The sequence below is a fragment of the Mesorhizobium quangtriensis genome (assembly GCF_040081925.1).
Lineage (GTDB): Bacteria > Pseudomonadota > Alphaproteobacteria > Rhizobiales > Rhizobiaceae > Mesorhizobium_K > Mesorhizobium_K quangtriensis.
Window position 1 is genome coordinate 324,046 of sequence record NZ_JBEBMF010000001.1, and the last position, 13,996, is coordinate 338,041.

The 13,996-nt window shown below is 64.6% G+C and carries 12 protein-coding genes; 7 read left to right on the forward strand and 5 right to left on the reverse strand.

The genetic code is table 11. From position 1 onward, the window contains the following. Positions 1–56: 56 nt before the first annotated feature. The 3 genes from ABMA32_RS01670 to pncA all read right to left on the reverse strand — a co-directional run bounded on the left by ABMA32_RS01670 (position 57) and on the right by pncA (position 2,107). Positions 57–635 (reverse strand): SH3 domain-containing protein, encoded by a 579-nt coding sequence (locus tag ABMA32_RS01670; RefSeq protein WP_349011992.1) that lies wholly within the window; start codon positions 633–635, stop codon positions 57–59. Between the two features lie 182 nt (positions 636–817). Beyond that, positions 818–1,444 carry a TM7S3/TM198-like domain-containing protein gene (locus ABMA32_RS01675; protein ID WP_349011993.1) on the reverse strand — a complete coding sequence of 209 codons (627 nt, stop codon included), beginning with the start codon at positions 1,442–1,444 and terminating at the stop codon, positions 818–820. A gap of 57 nt (positions 1,445–1,501) precedes the next feature. Next, positions 1,502–2,107, reverse strand: a complete 606-nt coding sequence (gene pncA / locus ABMA32_RS01680) for a bifunctional nicotinamidase/pyrazinamidase (RefSeq protein WP_349011994.1) — start codon at positions 2,105–2,107, stop codon at positions 1,502–1,504. 171 nt (positions 2,108–2,278) lie between these two features. On the opposite strand from pncA, the gene ABMA32_RS01685 reads away from it, so the two are divergent. The 7 genes from ABMA32_RS01685 (at position 2,279) to ABMA32_RS01715 (ending at position 10,132) form a co-directional block, all read left to right on the forward strand. Then, positions 2,279–3,139 (forward strand): FAD binding domain-containing protein, encoded by an 861-nt coding sequence (locus tag ABMA32_RS01685; RefSeq protein ID WP_349011995.1) that lies wholly within the window; start codon positions 2,279–2,281, stop codon positions 3,137–3,139. Beyond that, positions 3,136–5,889 (forward strand): molybdopterin-dependent oxidoreductase, encoded by a 2,754-nt coding sequence (locus ABMA32_RS01690; protein WP_349011996.1) that lies wholly within the window; start codon positions 3,136–3,138, stop codon positions 5,887–5,889. The genes ABMA32_RS01685 and ABMA32_RS01690 overlap by 4 nt, the downstream gene beginning before the upstream one ends. Beyond that, complete coding sequence (locus ABMA32_RS01695; protein WP_349011997.1) at positions 5,886–7,406, forward strand: 6-hydroxynicotinate reductase; 1,521 nt, start codon at positions 5,886–5,888, stop codon at positions 7,404–7,406. The genes ABMA32_RS01690 and ABMA32_RS01695 overlap by 4 nt, the downstream gene beginning before the upstream one ends. Further along, positions 7,403–8,320, forward strand: coding sequence for a UPF0280 family protein (locus ABMA32_RS01700; RefSeq protein ID WP_349011998.1), 918 nt, complete (start codon positions 7,403–7,405; stop codon positions 8,318–8,320). The genes ABMA32_RS01695 and ABMA32_RS01700 overlap by 4 nt, the downstream gene beginning before the upstream one ends. Continuing rightward, on the forward strand, positions 8,313–8,897 hold the full coding sequence (locus tag ABMA32_RS01705) for an amino acid synthesis family protein (protein WP_349011999.1): 585 nt from the start codon (positions 8,313–8,315) through the stop codon (positions 8,895–8,897). The genes ABMA32_RS01700 and ABMA32_RS01705 overlap by 8 nt, the downstream gene beginning before the upstream one ends. A 30-nt stretch (positions 8,898–8,927) precedes the next feature. Next, the gene (locus ABMA32_RS01710) at positions 8,928–9,380 is read left to right on the forward strand and encodes a MarR family winged helix-turn-helix transcriptional regulator (protein ID WP_349012000.1); all 453 of its coding nucleotides are present in this window, start codon (positions 8,928–8,930) and stop codon (positions 9,378–9,380) included. 113 nt (positions 9,381–9,493) lie between these two features. Continuing rightward, on the forward strand, positions 9,494–10,132 hold the full coding sequence (locus tag ABMA32_RS01715; RefSeq protein WP_349012001.1) for a putative glycolipid-binding domain-containing protein: 639 nt from the start codon (positions 9,494–9,496) through the stop codon (positions 10,130–10,132). Here ABMA32_RS01715 and ABMA32_RS01720 read toward each other — a convergent pair. Beyond that, complete coding sequence (locus ABMA32_RS01720; protein WP_349012002.1) at positions 10,021–11,772, reverse strand: hydantoinase B/oxoprolinase family protein; 1,752 nt, start codon at positions 11,770–11,772, stop codon at positions 10,021–10,023. The two genes, ABMA32_RS01715 and ABMA32_RS01720, sit on opposite strands and share 112 nt — an antisense overlap. A gap of 151 nt (positions 11,773–11,923) precedes the next feature. Further along, the gene (locus ABMA32_RS01725; RefSeq protein ID WP_349012003.1) at positions 11,924–13,996 is read right to left on the reverse strand and encodes a hydantoinase/oxoprolinase family protein; all 2,073 of its coding nucleotides are present in this window, start codon (positions 13,994–13,996) and stop codon (positions 11,924–11,926) included.

A 13,996-nucleotide genomic window follows, 5' to 3' on the forward strand; every position in this document is an offset into this window, starting at 1 on the left:
GCACCAATTGAGCCGTCGCCCATCGACCTTGCGCACTAGGCTCGGACGCTTTCGTCCTAGCGCTGCGGCACGGTGAAGAGCATCCAGCCGTCGCGTCGCGCCACTTCCTTGCCACCTGTCTCGAAGGCGAAGAGCCTCGAGTCGGTTCCGGGCGGACAAGCGACCAGATCGAATCCACCTCCCAGGAACTGGTTGGTGAACGCGCTTTCTCCGGCACGTCGGCATAGATCTTCGGGGGTCCGGAAGCCGGGTCCGAACAAGGGAATGTCGGCAGGCGGAACGGGTCCGGCGCTCGGCGGCGGAGGCGGCGGTGGCGGCGCGGGAGACTGCCCTATCACAATCGGCCGCGGGTGAAGGTAGTTCGCCGAGACCCAGGCAGGTATGTTGTTGAAAACCGTCTGGCACCATCTGATCGGGTCGGTGCACCCGTGAACCTGAAGCCACGTGTCCTTCGGTATGTTGCCGATGATCGCATGTTGCGTGCCCGGACCGGAGCGCATGTTGAGGTTGGTCGTCGTCTGGGCAGACTGTGGAACCTGGGCGCCGGCAGAAACCGTCAGCCCAAGAAACAGGGCAAGTGCAACCGAACAAAACCTCACGAACACGACTTCTTCCTTATCGACGGTCAGCAACATCTGATGTTTCGAGTCTAGACCGAGGGCTGATGGCAGGCAAGGCAGGAAGATCATACGTGCGTTTTGCTACAGCTCCATGAATTTCGTTCCGTCGTATACCTCCAAGACACAGGAGGTATATTCGACACCAATGACCGGGTGCTTCGGATCGGCGTTTTTCAAAAAATTCAGGAGCGCATCTACTAAGCAGATGCCCACTTGTCTTCAGGCACTTTTATTCGAGACAAGGCCGAAAGCTGTGCTCCGATTCCAACTACCGTTCCGACCAGCCAGACAATCCACGGTAGCCAGTGGTTGCCAATCATCCGCCAGGCCTCGCCGGTTCCAAGGGCCGCAGGCTCGACCTGGTTGACCAGAACGAATGCGCCTGCGAGCGCGATCGAGGTACCGGCCGAAGCGGTGGCGACAATCATCAGGTAGACTGGATAGTTGATCGCAAGGGCGAATGCGATGAAGCCGAAGGCAACCACCATTCCGAAGAGGAAGATGAGCCAGTCGGCGCTGACGCCGAATGTTCCAAGCAGAGCTGCTCCGAGGACAAATCCGGCTGCACCGGCGCTAAGCAGAACGCCGACATACCAGTAGAAGTATGACAGCAGCGCGAAACCGAAACCGAACACGAAGCCCGTAGCAATTCCAAGTGTCGTGGCAAGGAAGCCGTCGCCAAACAGCGCTGTTATGAGGGCAGCTCCGAGAATGAAGCCCACCATGAACCCCCATATGGGAAGAAGGATGACAAAGAGGCGAAGTCCCGCCAAAGCCACCAGCGCGCCGAACACCAGCGCAGCGGATCCTATGAGGAAGGTCATGTTGGCATCCTTGTTGGGAATATTCCTTGGCAACATTGCATGGATCACGGCCTTGGCCTAGCCGTCGATTAGCGTGACGCCTGCCGCCTTCATCTCCGAGGTCATCGTCGCGATCGACCCGCCGAGGTCGATACCGCGGCAGGCGTCGAGCCTGATCTTCGTGACGAAGCCCCGACCGACCGAATCCAGCGCTGAATAGGCGACGCAGAAGTCCGTCGCGAGGCCGGCGATGGTCACGGTCCGGATGCCGCGCTCGCGCAGATAGCCGGCAAGGCCGGTCTGGGTCTTGTGGTCGTTCTCGAAGAACGCCGAATAGCTGTCGATGGCGGGGCGGAAGCCTTTGCGGATGATCAGCTCGGCCTTGTCGTGCACGAAGTCCGGATGGAACGCCGCGCCGTGCGTTCCCTGCACGCAATGGTCCGGCCACAGCGTCTGCGGACCGTAGGGCATCTGCATCGTCTCGAAGGGATTGCGGCCGGGGTGGCTCGACGCGAAACTCGAATGATGCGCCGGGTGCCAGTCCTGCGTCAGGATCACATGTTCGAAGTCGTGAACGAGCTTGTTGATGATGGGCACGATCTCATGGCCGCCCTCGACCGCCAACGCTCCCCCGGGACAGAAATCGTTCTGCAGATCGACGACGATCAATGCCTCGGAACCCATCAACTTCTCCTTGCCCACAGCAAAACCGGTTGCCGAAATTCGACTGTCGCCGCGCCGCCGTCAACGGTTTTCTCCAGCATCGCTTTGACATTGAACGGCTCGCTGATATCATTTGCATACGAATGAATTTCTCGGGCCGCAAGCAGGCCATGAGAAGCCGCGAGGCATTGCGTGATCCGTTACGCGAAACCCAGGGATGTCGATGAGGCGCTGGCGCTGCTTGGCGAGGCGTCGTGGAAAATCCTAGCCGGCGGCACGGATTTCTATCCCGCGCTCGGCAACCGGCCGCTGACCGACAATGTGCTCGACATCAACGCGCTCGACGACCTGCGCGGTATCGCCGAAACGGAAACGCATCTCGTCATCGGTGCTCGCACGACCTGGGCCGATGTCACCAAGCACAGGCTGCCGCCCTCCTTCGACATGCTGAAGCAGTCGGCTCGCGAGGTCGGCTCGCCGCAGATCCAGAATGTCGCGACGATCGCGGGGAATCTCTGCAACGCTTCGCCCGCCGCCGACGGCGTGCCGCCGCTCTTGGTGCTCGATGCAGAGGTGGAGCTGCGTTCGCTTTCCGGCAGCCGCGTGCTTCCGCTCTCCGGCTTCATCCTCGGCAACAGGCGGATCGCGTCTCGGCCGGACGAGATGGTGACCGCCATTCTTGTTCCCAAGGCATCGCTGGGCGGCACATCCTCGTTTCAAAAACTCGGCGCGCGGCGCTATCTCGTCATCTCGATTGCCATGGCCGCAGCGCGCGTGGTCACCGACGCGCACGGAAGGATCGAGACCGCCGTGATCGCGGTCGGGGCATGTTCGGCGGTCGCGCAGCGCTTGGCCGGACTGGAAACGGTACTGGTCGGATTGCGGAGCGCAACCGAGATCGAGAGCGCGGTCATGGCTGCACCGCTCGATGAGCTTTCGCCGATCGACGACGTGCGCGGCACCGCCGACTATCGCCGCGCGGCCGCGCGCGAAATTGCGGTGCGCGCGATCCTTGGCGCACTCGGTTTGGGCGAGGCGGAGGCGGCCGCATGAACGTGCACGGCCACGCCATCACCTTCGAGGTCAACGGCGCGCCGGCAACCGTCTCGGTGCATCCGGTGACGCGGCTTTCGTCGGTCCTGCGCGACGAACTCCGGCTGACGGGAACGAAGGTCGGCTGTGACGCCGGCGACTGCGGCGCATGCACCGTCCTGCTCGACGGCGAACCGGCCTGCGCGTGCCTTGTGCCCATGGCCTCGATCGAGGGCCGTTCCGTGCAAACGGTGGAGGGGCTTGCCAATGGCCGGCTGTCGGCGCTGCAGGCGTCCTTCCTTAGACATGGCGCGGCGCAATGCGGCATCTGCACACCGGGTCTCCTGGTGACGGCGACTGCGTTGCTGGCAAAAAACCCGCGTCCGTCCGAGACCGAGGTGAAGGATGCCCTGGGCGGTGTTCTCTGCCGCTGCACGGGCTATCGCAAGATCATCACGGCGGTCGCCGAAGCGTGGAAGCATGATGGTGACCTTGCTCCTAAATTGCCTGAACCTGGCAAGGCCGTTGGCGCCTCACCTGTCCGGCTGGATGGCATACCGAAGGTGACAGGCGAGGAAAAATTTGGCGCGGACAGTTTCCCCGTTGATGCGTTGTCTGTCCTCGTCCTGCGGTCGCCGCATCATCATGCGCATTTCAGTTTCGGCGATCTCGATGGGTGGCGGCGCGGTAATCCTGGTGTGGTCGCGATATTCACCGCCGCCGACATCCCGGGCCGCAACCGCTTCGGGGCAATTCCGTCCTTTGCCGACCAGCCAGCGCTTGCAGAGGGCATGGTGCGTTTCCGGGGTGAGGCGGTGGCGCTGGTAGCGGCTGAGCGAACAGCCGTTCCCGCCCTCGACTTGGCGTCGTTTCCGATTTCGTGGACTGAAGAGCCGCCTGCGCTGTCGCCACGCGAAGCTCAAAGGCCGGATGCCGTGCTGCTGCATGCTGGTCGGCCCGGAAACCTTCTCGCCAGCGGCATCGTGGAACATGGCGACCCGGACTCGGCGCTGCGCGACGCGGCGCATGTCGTTTCAGGTGCATTCGAGACCTCCTGCGTCGAACATGCCTATATCGAGCCCGAAGCCGGCTTTGCGCGCATGGATGGTTACACGCTGGTGATCTCCGCCTGCACACAGGCGCCGCACATGGACCGCGAGGACACTTCGCTCGTGCTCGGGCTGCCGCTCGAGAAGGTGCGCATCACACCGACGGCGACCGGAGGGGGCTTCGGCTCGAAGATCGACGTGTCGTTGCAGCCGCTGATCGGTCTGGTGGCGCTCAAGACGGGCCGGCCGGCTGCGCTTGCCTACACGCGCACTGAATCGATGACATCGACCACGAAGCGCCACCCGGCTTCAATGCAGGCCACCATCGGCGCGGACGCTGACGGGCGCATCGTCGGCATGGTCTTCGATGGCGAATTCAACACCGGCCCCTACGCCAGTTTTGGGCCGACAGTCGCCAACCGCGTTCCCGTTCACGCCTCGGGCCCCTATCGCACGCCAAACTATCGCGCCGAAGGCCGCGCCATTCACACCAACGGTCCAAACGGCGGAGCCTTCCGGGGCTTCGGCGTGCCGCAGGCGACGATCATGCAGGAGACACTGTACGACGAGCTTGCTGAAAAGCTCGGCATGGACCGGCTGGCGTTCCGCCTCAAGAACGCATTGCGTGATGGCGATGCCACCGTGACCGGCCAGTGGCTGGAGAGCGGCGTGGGGATCGTCGCGTGCCTGGAAGCCTTGCGACCGCACTGGTCGCGCGCGTTGGCCGACGCCGAGGCGTTCAACGCAACCCACACCAATCGCAAGCGTGGCGTCGGCATCGCGTCCTGCTGGTATGGCTGCGGCAACACCTCCATCGCCAATCCCTCGACCATCAAGGCCGGTGTCACTGGCGACGGCCGTGTCGTGCTGCATCAGGGCGCGGTGGACATCGGCCAGGGCGCGAACACGGTCATCGCACAGATATTCGCCGACACGCTCGGCGTGTCGCTCGCCGACATCACTCTGGTCGGAGCGGACACGGCGGTGACGCCCGACGCCGGCAAGACCTCCGCCTCGCGCCAGACCTACATCTCCGGCAAGGCGGCCGAGAAGGCGGCGCGCTCGCTGCGCGAACAGATATTGCGTTTCGCCAATGTCTCGCCCGGCGCGAGCCTGTCGTTCGAGGCAGGCGCGGTGGCGGTTCGCGAAGGCGACGCGGCACGACGCATCGAACTGGAAGGTATCGAAGCTGATCGCGAGGGCTACGTGTTTTCGGCGCGAGAAAGCTACGATCCGCCGACAGAGGCGCTGGACGAAAAGGGGCAGGGCAAACCCTACGCGGTCTATGGCTACGGCGCGCAGATTGCCGAGCTGGAGGTCGACATGAAGCTCGGCACGGTGAAACTCATCAAGATCACCGCCGCGCACGATGTCGGCCGCGCCATCAACCCGCTGCTGGTCGAAGGCCAGATCGAAGGCGGCATCGCGCAGGGCATCGGCCTTGCGTTGATGGAGGAATACATCGCGGGCCGCAACGAGAACCTGCACGACTACCTGATCCCGACCATCGGCGACGTGCCGGAGATCGAATCCATCATCATCGAGGTGCCGGACCCGGAGGGACCATTCGGCGCCAAGGGCCTCGGCGAACACGTGCTGATCCCCACCGCGCCGGCGATCCTCAACGCCATCCGCCATGCCACGGGCGTGCTGGTGAAAAAGGTGCCGGCAACGCCGACGCGCGTGCTCGAGGCGATCAGGGCGCGGGAGGCGGCTCCATGAGCGAACTGGCCGAGCGCTTCGAGACCCATGCGGCTGGCGAGAAGCAGGTCGCCGAAAAGATTCGCTGCGATGCCTGTCCGGTCATGTGCTACATCGCCGACGGTCGTTCGGGTGCCTGCGACCGCTACGGAAATTCCGGCGGCAGGATCGTGCGGCTGGACCCGCTGACCATCCTGGAACAGGGCGGCGCGGCGGTCGCTTTCGACGCAGGTCGCGCTGCCGACGGCGGGCTCGTCAACACCGGCCGGCGCTTCGTCACCGCCATCGGGGCGGGAACCACCTATCCCGACTACAAGCCAGCGCCCTTCATCGTCAGCCAGGAGGTGGAGGGCGTCGACCTCGTCACCGTCGTTACAGAGGGCATTTTCTCCTACTGCGGCGTCAAGGTGAAGATAGATACCGACCGCCAAATCGGCGCCGAGGCCGCGACGGTGCGGGCGAAGGGCGAGGCGATCGGCCATGTGACGACGGGCGAATACGGTTCGCAGATGCTGTCGCTTGGCGGCGTCCACCACCTGACCGGAGGTTCGAAGTCAGAGGGCCGCGTTACCTGCGACGCGCTGCTCAATCTCTGCAACAAGAAACCGGTCGAGCTGACTATCGACGGCGGCGCGAGCATCGTCGTGCAGGCGGGCAAGCCGCCGGTCATCGACGGCAAGCTCGAGAACCGCATGCGCGTCGGCTGCGGCTCGGCCACCATCGGCATGTTCGCCGCACAGTGGCGCGGGCTGGTGGACGAGGTGGTGGTGGTCGATGACCACATCACCGGAGTCGTGTCCGAGCATCAGGCCGGCAAGGTGCTCGGCTGGGAAGACACGGGGATAAAGATCGTCGGGCGTCGCTCGACGCCGGGCCGCTACTTCAAGGTCTCGGAACCCGGCCTCGGCTGGGGTGGCACGACGATTTCCGATCCTCGCTCCATCCTCGGCGAATGGAACGCCAAGAAAGGCGCGCGGCCGGGCCTGTCGCTGCTGATGGTCTCGACCACCGGCGAGCAGTTCGCCTACTACGAACTGGACGACGAACTGAAGCCGGTCGAAAAACCGTTTCCCGAACGCCTGAGGAAATCCGTCGACCTGATCGAGGAGAATTGCGAGCCGGCGCTTTGCACCGTGCTGTTCGTCGGCGGTGCGGGCGGCTCGTTGCGCGCCGGCGTGGTCGAGAACCCGGTGCGCCTGACGCGCTCCGTGCAGGAACTGCAAACCTATGTGACGGTCGGCGGCGCGCCTGTCTATGTCTGGCCGGGCGGCGGCATCACGCTGATGGTCGATGTGACGCGCGTGCCCGACAACGCCTTCGGCTACGTGCCGACGCCGGCGCTGGTCGCGCCAATCGAGTTCACGTTGCGCCGCGACGACTACGTCGCGCTTGGCGGTCACGTCGATCACATTCGGAGCGTGGAGGACGTGCTCGCCCATGGCGGCGAATACCTCAACCCGCGCCACGAGATCGACGCCTCTTCAGACAACCCATGGCCGCCGCTGGCGCAGCTTCATCTTCGGGATGGAAAGGCATGATCGGCCCGCAGGTCCATATGCTGCCGGACGGACGCCGGCTGCATCTCAACCATGGTCCGATTGACCTGATCGTCGAGGCGTTCGGCGCGGCTGGTGAGGTTAAGGCTGCGTACCAACAGGCGACCTCGCGGTTTCAGACGATCCTTCCGGAACTGGCCGAGGAATTGCCGGCGTTGCGCCGTGCGGCGTCTTCGCGCCCGCGCCGTTTTGCCGGGGTAACCGCGCTTCGCATGGAAGCGGCTGTGTCGCCTCTGGCAGCGGAGAACTTCATCACGCCGATGGCTGCCGTGGCCGGTTCGGTAGCCGACGAAATTCTGGCCACAATGCTGGAAGGCCGGGCGCTTGACCGGGCCTATGTGAACAATGGCGGCGACAGCGCGCTTTTCCTTGCGCCCGGCCAGTCGATGCGGCTGGCGATCGCCGGAGCGGGCCACGGCTTTGCCGACCGCATTGTCATTCGGGGGGAGGATGCCGTGCGCGGCGTTGCAACCAGCGGCTGGCGCGGGCGCTCATTCTCGCTCGGCATCGCCGATGCGGTTACGGTGCTGGCCCGCACGGGCGCGGAGGCGGACGCCGCCGCGACGATCATCGCCAACGCCGTGGATCTGCCGGGACACCGCGCGATCCGTCGCGAGAGGGCGAACGTGCTCGCGCCCGACAGCGACCTTGGCGAGCGATTGGTGACGGTCGAGGTAGGCGGGTTGTCTGCAGGTGAGGTCGCCGCAGCGCTTGATGCGGGGCTGACGGTGGCAGGGCGGTTGCGGACGAGTGGTTTGATCGAGGACGCCGTACTTTTCCTCAAGTCCGAGAGCCGGCTTTGCGGCGCTGCGTTTGGAGATGGGGAAGAGCTGCGACGCGTAAGGCGGAAACCTCTCCACAAGCTTGAAAATATCCGGGAAGAGACACATGCCTGAATTCACGATCCGCAAGATCGCAATCCTCAACGAGGAGAGCCTGCATGACGGCGGCCCTGCGCCGGACCAACCCCGCCGGCGGGCGGCTGCCTGGGCGATCGTGCGCAATCCCTTTGCCGGCGGCTATTCGGCCGAGCTTCAGACCGCGATGGACGATCTGAAGCCGCTGGGCCAGCTCCTGACCGAAAGGCTGATCGCGGCATTGGGCGGCAACACCTCGCTCATCGACGGCTACGGCAAGGGCGCTATCGTCGGCACGGCGGGCGAGTTGGAGCACGGTGCGCTCTGGCATGTGCCGGGTGGATACGCCATGCGCGAGCGGCTTGACGCATCGAAGGCGATCGTGCCGTCGGCGATGAAGCTCGGTGCGTTCGGCGCGAGCCTCGACGTACCGCTTGGCCACGCCAACGCGGCCTATGTGCGCAGCCATTTCGACGCCATAACCGTTTCCGACCCGCAGGGACCTCGCCCGGACGAAATCCTGTTTGCGCTTGCCATGTCGATCGGCGGACGCGTGCACTCGCGCATGGGCGGGCTGGAAGCGTGGCAGGTGAAGGGGGAGGACGGGCTGCGATGACGAGGCCAGATCGATGACGGGGATGGATCAGTGACCGGCGAACGCAATCTGAGACTTGTCGAGGACGATACGCCCGAGGGCTACCGCCTGCAAGAACAGGTCGGCTTCGTGCTACGCAAGGCCCACCAACGTCATGTCGCCATCTTCGCGGACAGGATCGGCGACCTGACGCCGCCGCAATTCGCCGCGCTGGCGAAACTCGCCGATGTCGGCGAGACGTCGCAGAACCAGCTCGGCAGCCTGATCGCCATGGACGCGGCGACCGTCAAGGGCGTCATCGACCGTCTCAAGTCGCGTGGGCTGGTGGCCCTCACGCGGCACGACGTGGACAAGCGGCGGTTGATGGTCAGCCTGACGGAGGATGGTCGCAGGACGGTGGAGCGTCTGGTGCCACTCGCTGAAGACATCACCACCGAGACCCTGCGCCCGCTTTCCCCTAAGGAAGCGGCTACTTTGCTACGGCTCCTGTCGCGCATCGCCTGACGGTGCGTAGGGTCGGCGCGCCGAAATAGTCGGAATCTTGCCTCAAAAAACTCCCATCCGGCGGTCAGTTGTTGAGCCGGGGGGCTTCATGACGCCAATGAGGCCCGAAAAGAATGATCGAAACCAAACCCCATAATGCGTTCTGGCGCTCGCTTCACACACAGGGTCACGATTCGGCGCTGCTGTCGCCGGCGCTCGGCTGGAACCTGACCGGCATGGCCTCTTTCTGGCACAGGTCGGGACCCGTCGCCGTCAACTATACGGTCGAGGTCGACGAGGCTTTTGTCACCCGCCGCGGCAGCGTCCGCGGCTTCGTGGGGAGACGGCGGTTCTATCACTCGATAGAGCGCAAGCCCGATGGCTGGAAGCTCGACGGAAAGCCGCAAGGCCTCACCGGGTTGGCTGACCTCGACCTCGGTTTTACGCCCGCCACCAATGTGCTCCAACTCCAGCGCCTGCAGCTGGAAGTCGGCGAACGCGCCGAATTCTCGGTGGCGTGGTTCGACATCGGCAAGCAGGCGCTGGTCGAATTGCCGCAGGTCTACGAGCGTATCGATACAGACCGCTACGCGTATCAGTCGCCGACCACCGGCTACGCGGACGAACTCATGATCGACCCTGTCACCGGCTTCGTGCGCGACTATCCGTCGCTCTGGTCGATGGAGGCGGTCGATGAGCTACCGGGGGAGTTGCTCGACGAGGGTGATCTCGAGGACGCGCTGAGCATCTTCTCGACATCCTCGGCCGCATAGTAGCCCATCGCCAGGTCGTGGCGGACCAGCGCGGGATCCCGGTCGTGCGGGTTCCCGTAGCCGCCACCGCCCGGCGTGCGGACACGAACCCGATCGCCGGCCTTCAGCGGGATATCCTGTTCCTTGGAGAGATGTTTCGGCACATGCGGCTCGCCGTCGCGAAAGACGGTCACCTCGTTGACCGCGCCGTCAGCGCCGCCGAGCACGCCCTGCGGGCCGAAACGGCCGTGATCCATGACGAAGGACGCGCGCGCCTCGCCGCGCAGCAGTTCCACTTCGTAGGCCAGCCCGAAGCCGCCGCGATGTTTGCCTGCACCGCCCGACCCTTCGCGCAAGGCATAGTGCCGGTAGAGCACCGGAAAGGCCTGTTCCATGATCTCGACCGGCGGCGACTTCGAGATGCCGATGGTTGAGCAGCCGTTGGTCAGGCCGTCCTCACGCGCGTTGCCGCCATAACCGCCGCCGGAAATCTGGTACATGACGAAATCGCGCCCGCGCGCCGGGTCGTGTCCGCCGAGCGCGAAATTGCCGCTGGAGCCGGCCGGCGCAGCCGTCACCTTGTCCGGCAGCGCTTGCACCATCGCCGCAAACACAGCTTCGGCGATGCGCTGCGAGACCTCCGCCGCGCACCCTGACACGGGGCGAGGATAGCGCGCATCGAGGAACGTGCCTTCGGGCCTGACCACGGTCAGCGGCTCGAACGCGCCCGCGCTGATCGGCACATCGGGAAAGATATGGCGCATGGCGAGATAGACCGACGACAGCGTGGTCGCGAGAACGCTGTTCATCGGCCCGGCACATGGTTTCGATGAGCCGGCAAAGTCGAAAGTGAGACCGTCGCCCTTCTTCTCGACCGCGAGCGCGATCGTCAGCGGTTCGTCCACAACCCCGTCCGAATCGACGAAGGCCGTTGAGTGATAGACACCGTCCGGAATGACGGCGATGCCAGCGCGCATCTGTTCGGCGGCGCGCTTGCGCAACTCGGCGATAGCCTCGGTCACTGTTTCGTCGCCGTATCGGTCGAGGATCGCGAACAGCCGCTCCTGCCCGACCAGCAGTGCCGCGGCCTGGGCGCGGATATCGCCGATGCGCTGGTCCGCCACACGGATATTCGACGTGATGATGGCGTAGATTTCCGGGTCCAGCTTTCCCTTCTTGAACAGCTTCACCGGCGGCAGGCGCAGGCCTTCTTGTTCGACCGCCGTCGCCGATGCTGAAAAGCCACCCGGCACCGCGCCGCCGATGTCGGGCCAGTGCCCAGTGTTCGAGAGCCAGCAAAATATCCTGCCGGCCCTGTAGACTGGCATGGCGAAACGCACGTCCATCAGATGCGTGCCGCCGAGATAAGGGTCGTTGACGATGTAGATGTCGCCCTCTTCCGGCGGCAGGCAGCGGCCATCGGCGATCATCTCGATGATTGTCTTCGTGGAATATTGCATGACGCCGACGAATACCGGCAGGCCCTGGCTTCCCTGCGCGATCAGCGAGCCGTCGATGGCCGAATAGATGCCATCGGAGCGGTCGTTGGCCTCGGCGATGACAGGCGAAAAGGCAGCGCGCGAAAAGGTGAGGTCCATCTCGTCGCAGGTCTGCTGCAGCGCCGCCTGGATGACGGAGAGGGTGATGGCGTCGAGAGTCATCTTTCTTCTCCCCGCTTGCGGGGAGAAGGTGTCACGAAGTGACGGATGAGGGGCAGAAGTAAACCTGGCCGAACGAAATGTCGCCCCTCATCTGCCTGCCGGCATCTTCTTCCCGTGAACGGGGAGAAGAAAGACTGCGCCGATGTCCCTCTCATCTCCCCACCCCGATCAGAATATTCCCATCCGTATCGCTCCTCGCCACGTCACCCGGTTCCAGCACCGTCGTCGCGTCCATCTGCTCGATGATCGCAGGTCCATGCACAATCGCGTCGAGCGGCAGCTTCTCGCGGCGATAAACCGGCGTGTCGATCCAGTCGCCGTCGAACCAGACTGGCCGTACTTCTCGGCGCGCTTCATCGAGTGTCGACGTGCGCCCGGCAGGATCGATCAGCCGGCTAAGGTCGACCGCAGGACGCACGCCGACAACGGATGTGTTAAGGTTGACGAGATTGGCACGGATCTCCGGAAGCTCCACCCGAAAACGGGCGAAATAGGCCTTTTCGAACAATTCCTGCAATTGCGCGCGCGACACTTCTGCCGAGGGCAGCGGCACATTGAGGATATGCGTCTGGCCGACGAACTGCATGTCTGCGGAGTGGATGGTGCGGATCGTTTCCGGCTCGGCCGCCTCCTTGGCGATCAGCGTTTGCCCCTCCTCGCGATGCCGCTCCAGCACTTGGCGCACGCGCGCTTCGTCGAGCAGTGGCACGGGCTGGTTGATCGTGTTGACGAAGTCGTGCCGCAGATCTGCGACCACGCACCCCAGCGCATTGGTGATGCCCGGCCGCGCCGGCACCAGAACGGTGGGCAGGCCGAGTTCGCGCGCCAGTGCCGAGGCGTGCAGCGGTCCCGCGCCACCGAAGGCGAACAGTGCGAAATCGCGCGGGTCGTAGCCCCGGCTCACCGACACCATGCGGATCGCGCCGGCCATCTTCAAATTGCCTAGCCTCAGCACCGCTCCCGCCGCCGCGATCGCGTCGAGCCCCGCCGCGCGGCCGATCTTCGCCTCGAAGATGTCCCGCACCTTTTTGACCGTCACCGGCGCATCGACGGCCAGCAGGCGTTTCGGGTCCAGCCGGCCGAGCAGCAGGTTCGCGTCGGTGATGGTCGGCTCCGTGCCGCCGCGACCGTAGCAGATCGGGCCGGGCGTCGCGCCAGCGCTTTCGGGTCCGACCTGGATCAGCCCGGAGGCATCGACACGCGCAATCGAACCGCCGCCCGCGCCCACCGTATGGACTGCCACCATCGGCACATGGATCGGCATGGCGTATTCGATCTCGGTCTCGTTGGAGACCGCAGGCTCGGCGTTCAGGATCAACGCGACGTCGGTCGACGTGCCGCCCATGTCGTAGGTGACCAGATTTTTGTAGCCGGCGCGCCTGCCTGTGTAGGCAGCGGCGATGACACCTGACGCCGGCCCGGACATCACCGTCTTGGCGGCTTCGCGGGCGACGAAGCGCGCCGAGATCATGCCGCCATTGCCGTTCATGATCAGGAAGTCGCGGGCATAGCCCATTTTCGCGAGTTCGGTGCGCAACCGCTCGACATAGCGCTCAAGGATCGGCTGCACCGATGCGTTGACCGAAGCGGTGACGCCGCGCTCGAATTCGCGCGCCTCCGACAGCAGTGAATGGCCGGTGGTGATGTAGCCGTTCGGCCAGAGCGAGGCGGCGATCTCGGCGGCACGCCGTTCGTGTGAAGGGTTGGCATAGGAATGCAGGAAGTGGATCACCAGCGCCTCGCAGCCGGCGTCGAGCAGGTGACGGACGACAGCCCTGACCTCATCTTCGTCGAGCGGCGTGCGGACAGCGCCACCAGCCTCGACCCGCTCGGTGACCTCCAGCCGCAGGTTGCGCGGGATGACCGGCACGAATGTTCCGGTCATGCCATAGGGCTGCGGCCGGGTGCGGCGCCCGAGTTCGATGATGTCGCGGAAGCCGCGTGTGGTAATCATGCCCGTGCGGGCGAGCCGACGCTCCAGCACCGCGTTGGTGGTCGTGGTCGTGCCGTGCACGATCAGGTCGATGTCTGCGGCATCGATATTCGCCGCAGCAAGCGCGCTGACGACGCCGAACGACTGGTTGTCGACGGTGGTCGGCACCTTGGCGATGCGAACGCCGCCGGAGGCGCGACCGTCGATCAGGATGAGGTCGGTGAAAGTACCGCCGACATCGATGCCGGCGACGACGCTTCCCGCCTGGCCTGCCTGATTATTCTCAGTCAT

Bases quoted from the DNA above. Each gene is read 5' to 3' on its own strand.
- ABMA32_RS01670 (WP_349011992.1), bottom strand. From the start codon at position 635: ATGTTGCTGACCGTCGATAAGGAAGAAGTCGTGTTCGTGAGGTTTTGT.
- ABMA32_RS01675 (WP_349011993.1), bottom strand. From the start codon at position 1,444: ATGACCTTCCTCATAGGATCCGCTGCGCTGGTGTTCGGCGCGCTGGTG.
- pncA (WP_349011994.1), bottom strand. From the start codon at position 2,107: ATGGGTTCCGAGGCATTGATCGTCGTCGATCTGCAGAACGATTTCTGT.
- ABMA32_RS01690 (WP_349011996.1), top strand. From the start codon at position 3,136: ATGAACGTGCACGGCCACGCCATCACCTTCGAGGTCAACGGCGCGCCG.
- ABMA32_RS01695 (WP_349011997.1), top strand. From the start codon at position 5,886: ATGAGCGAACTGGCCGAGCGCTTCGAGACCCATGCGGCTGGCGAGAAG.
- ABMA32_RS01700 (WP_349011998.1), top strand. From the start codon at position 7,403: ATGATCGGCCCGCAGGTCCATATGCTGCCGGACGGACGCCGGCTGCAT.
- ABMA32_RS01705 (WP_349011999.1), top strand. From the start codon at position 8,313: ATGCCTGAATTCACGATCCGCAAGATCGCAATCCTCAACGAGGAGAGC.
- ABMA32_RS01715 (WP_349012001.1), top strand. From the start codon at position 9,494: ATGATCGAAACCAAACCCCATAATGCGTTCTGGCGCTCGCTTCACACA.
- ABMA32_RS01720 (WP_349012002.1), bottom strand. From the start codon at position 11,772: ATGACTCTCGACGCCATCACCCTCTCCGTCATCCAGGCGGCGCTGCAG.
- ABMA32_RS01725 (WP_349012003.1), bottom strand. From the start codon at position 13,996: ATGACTGAGAATAATCAGGCAGGCCAGGCGGGAAGCGTCGTCGCCGGC.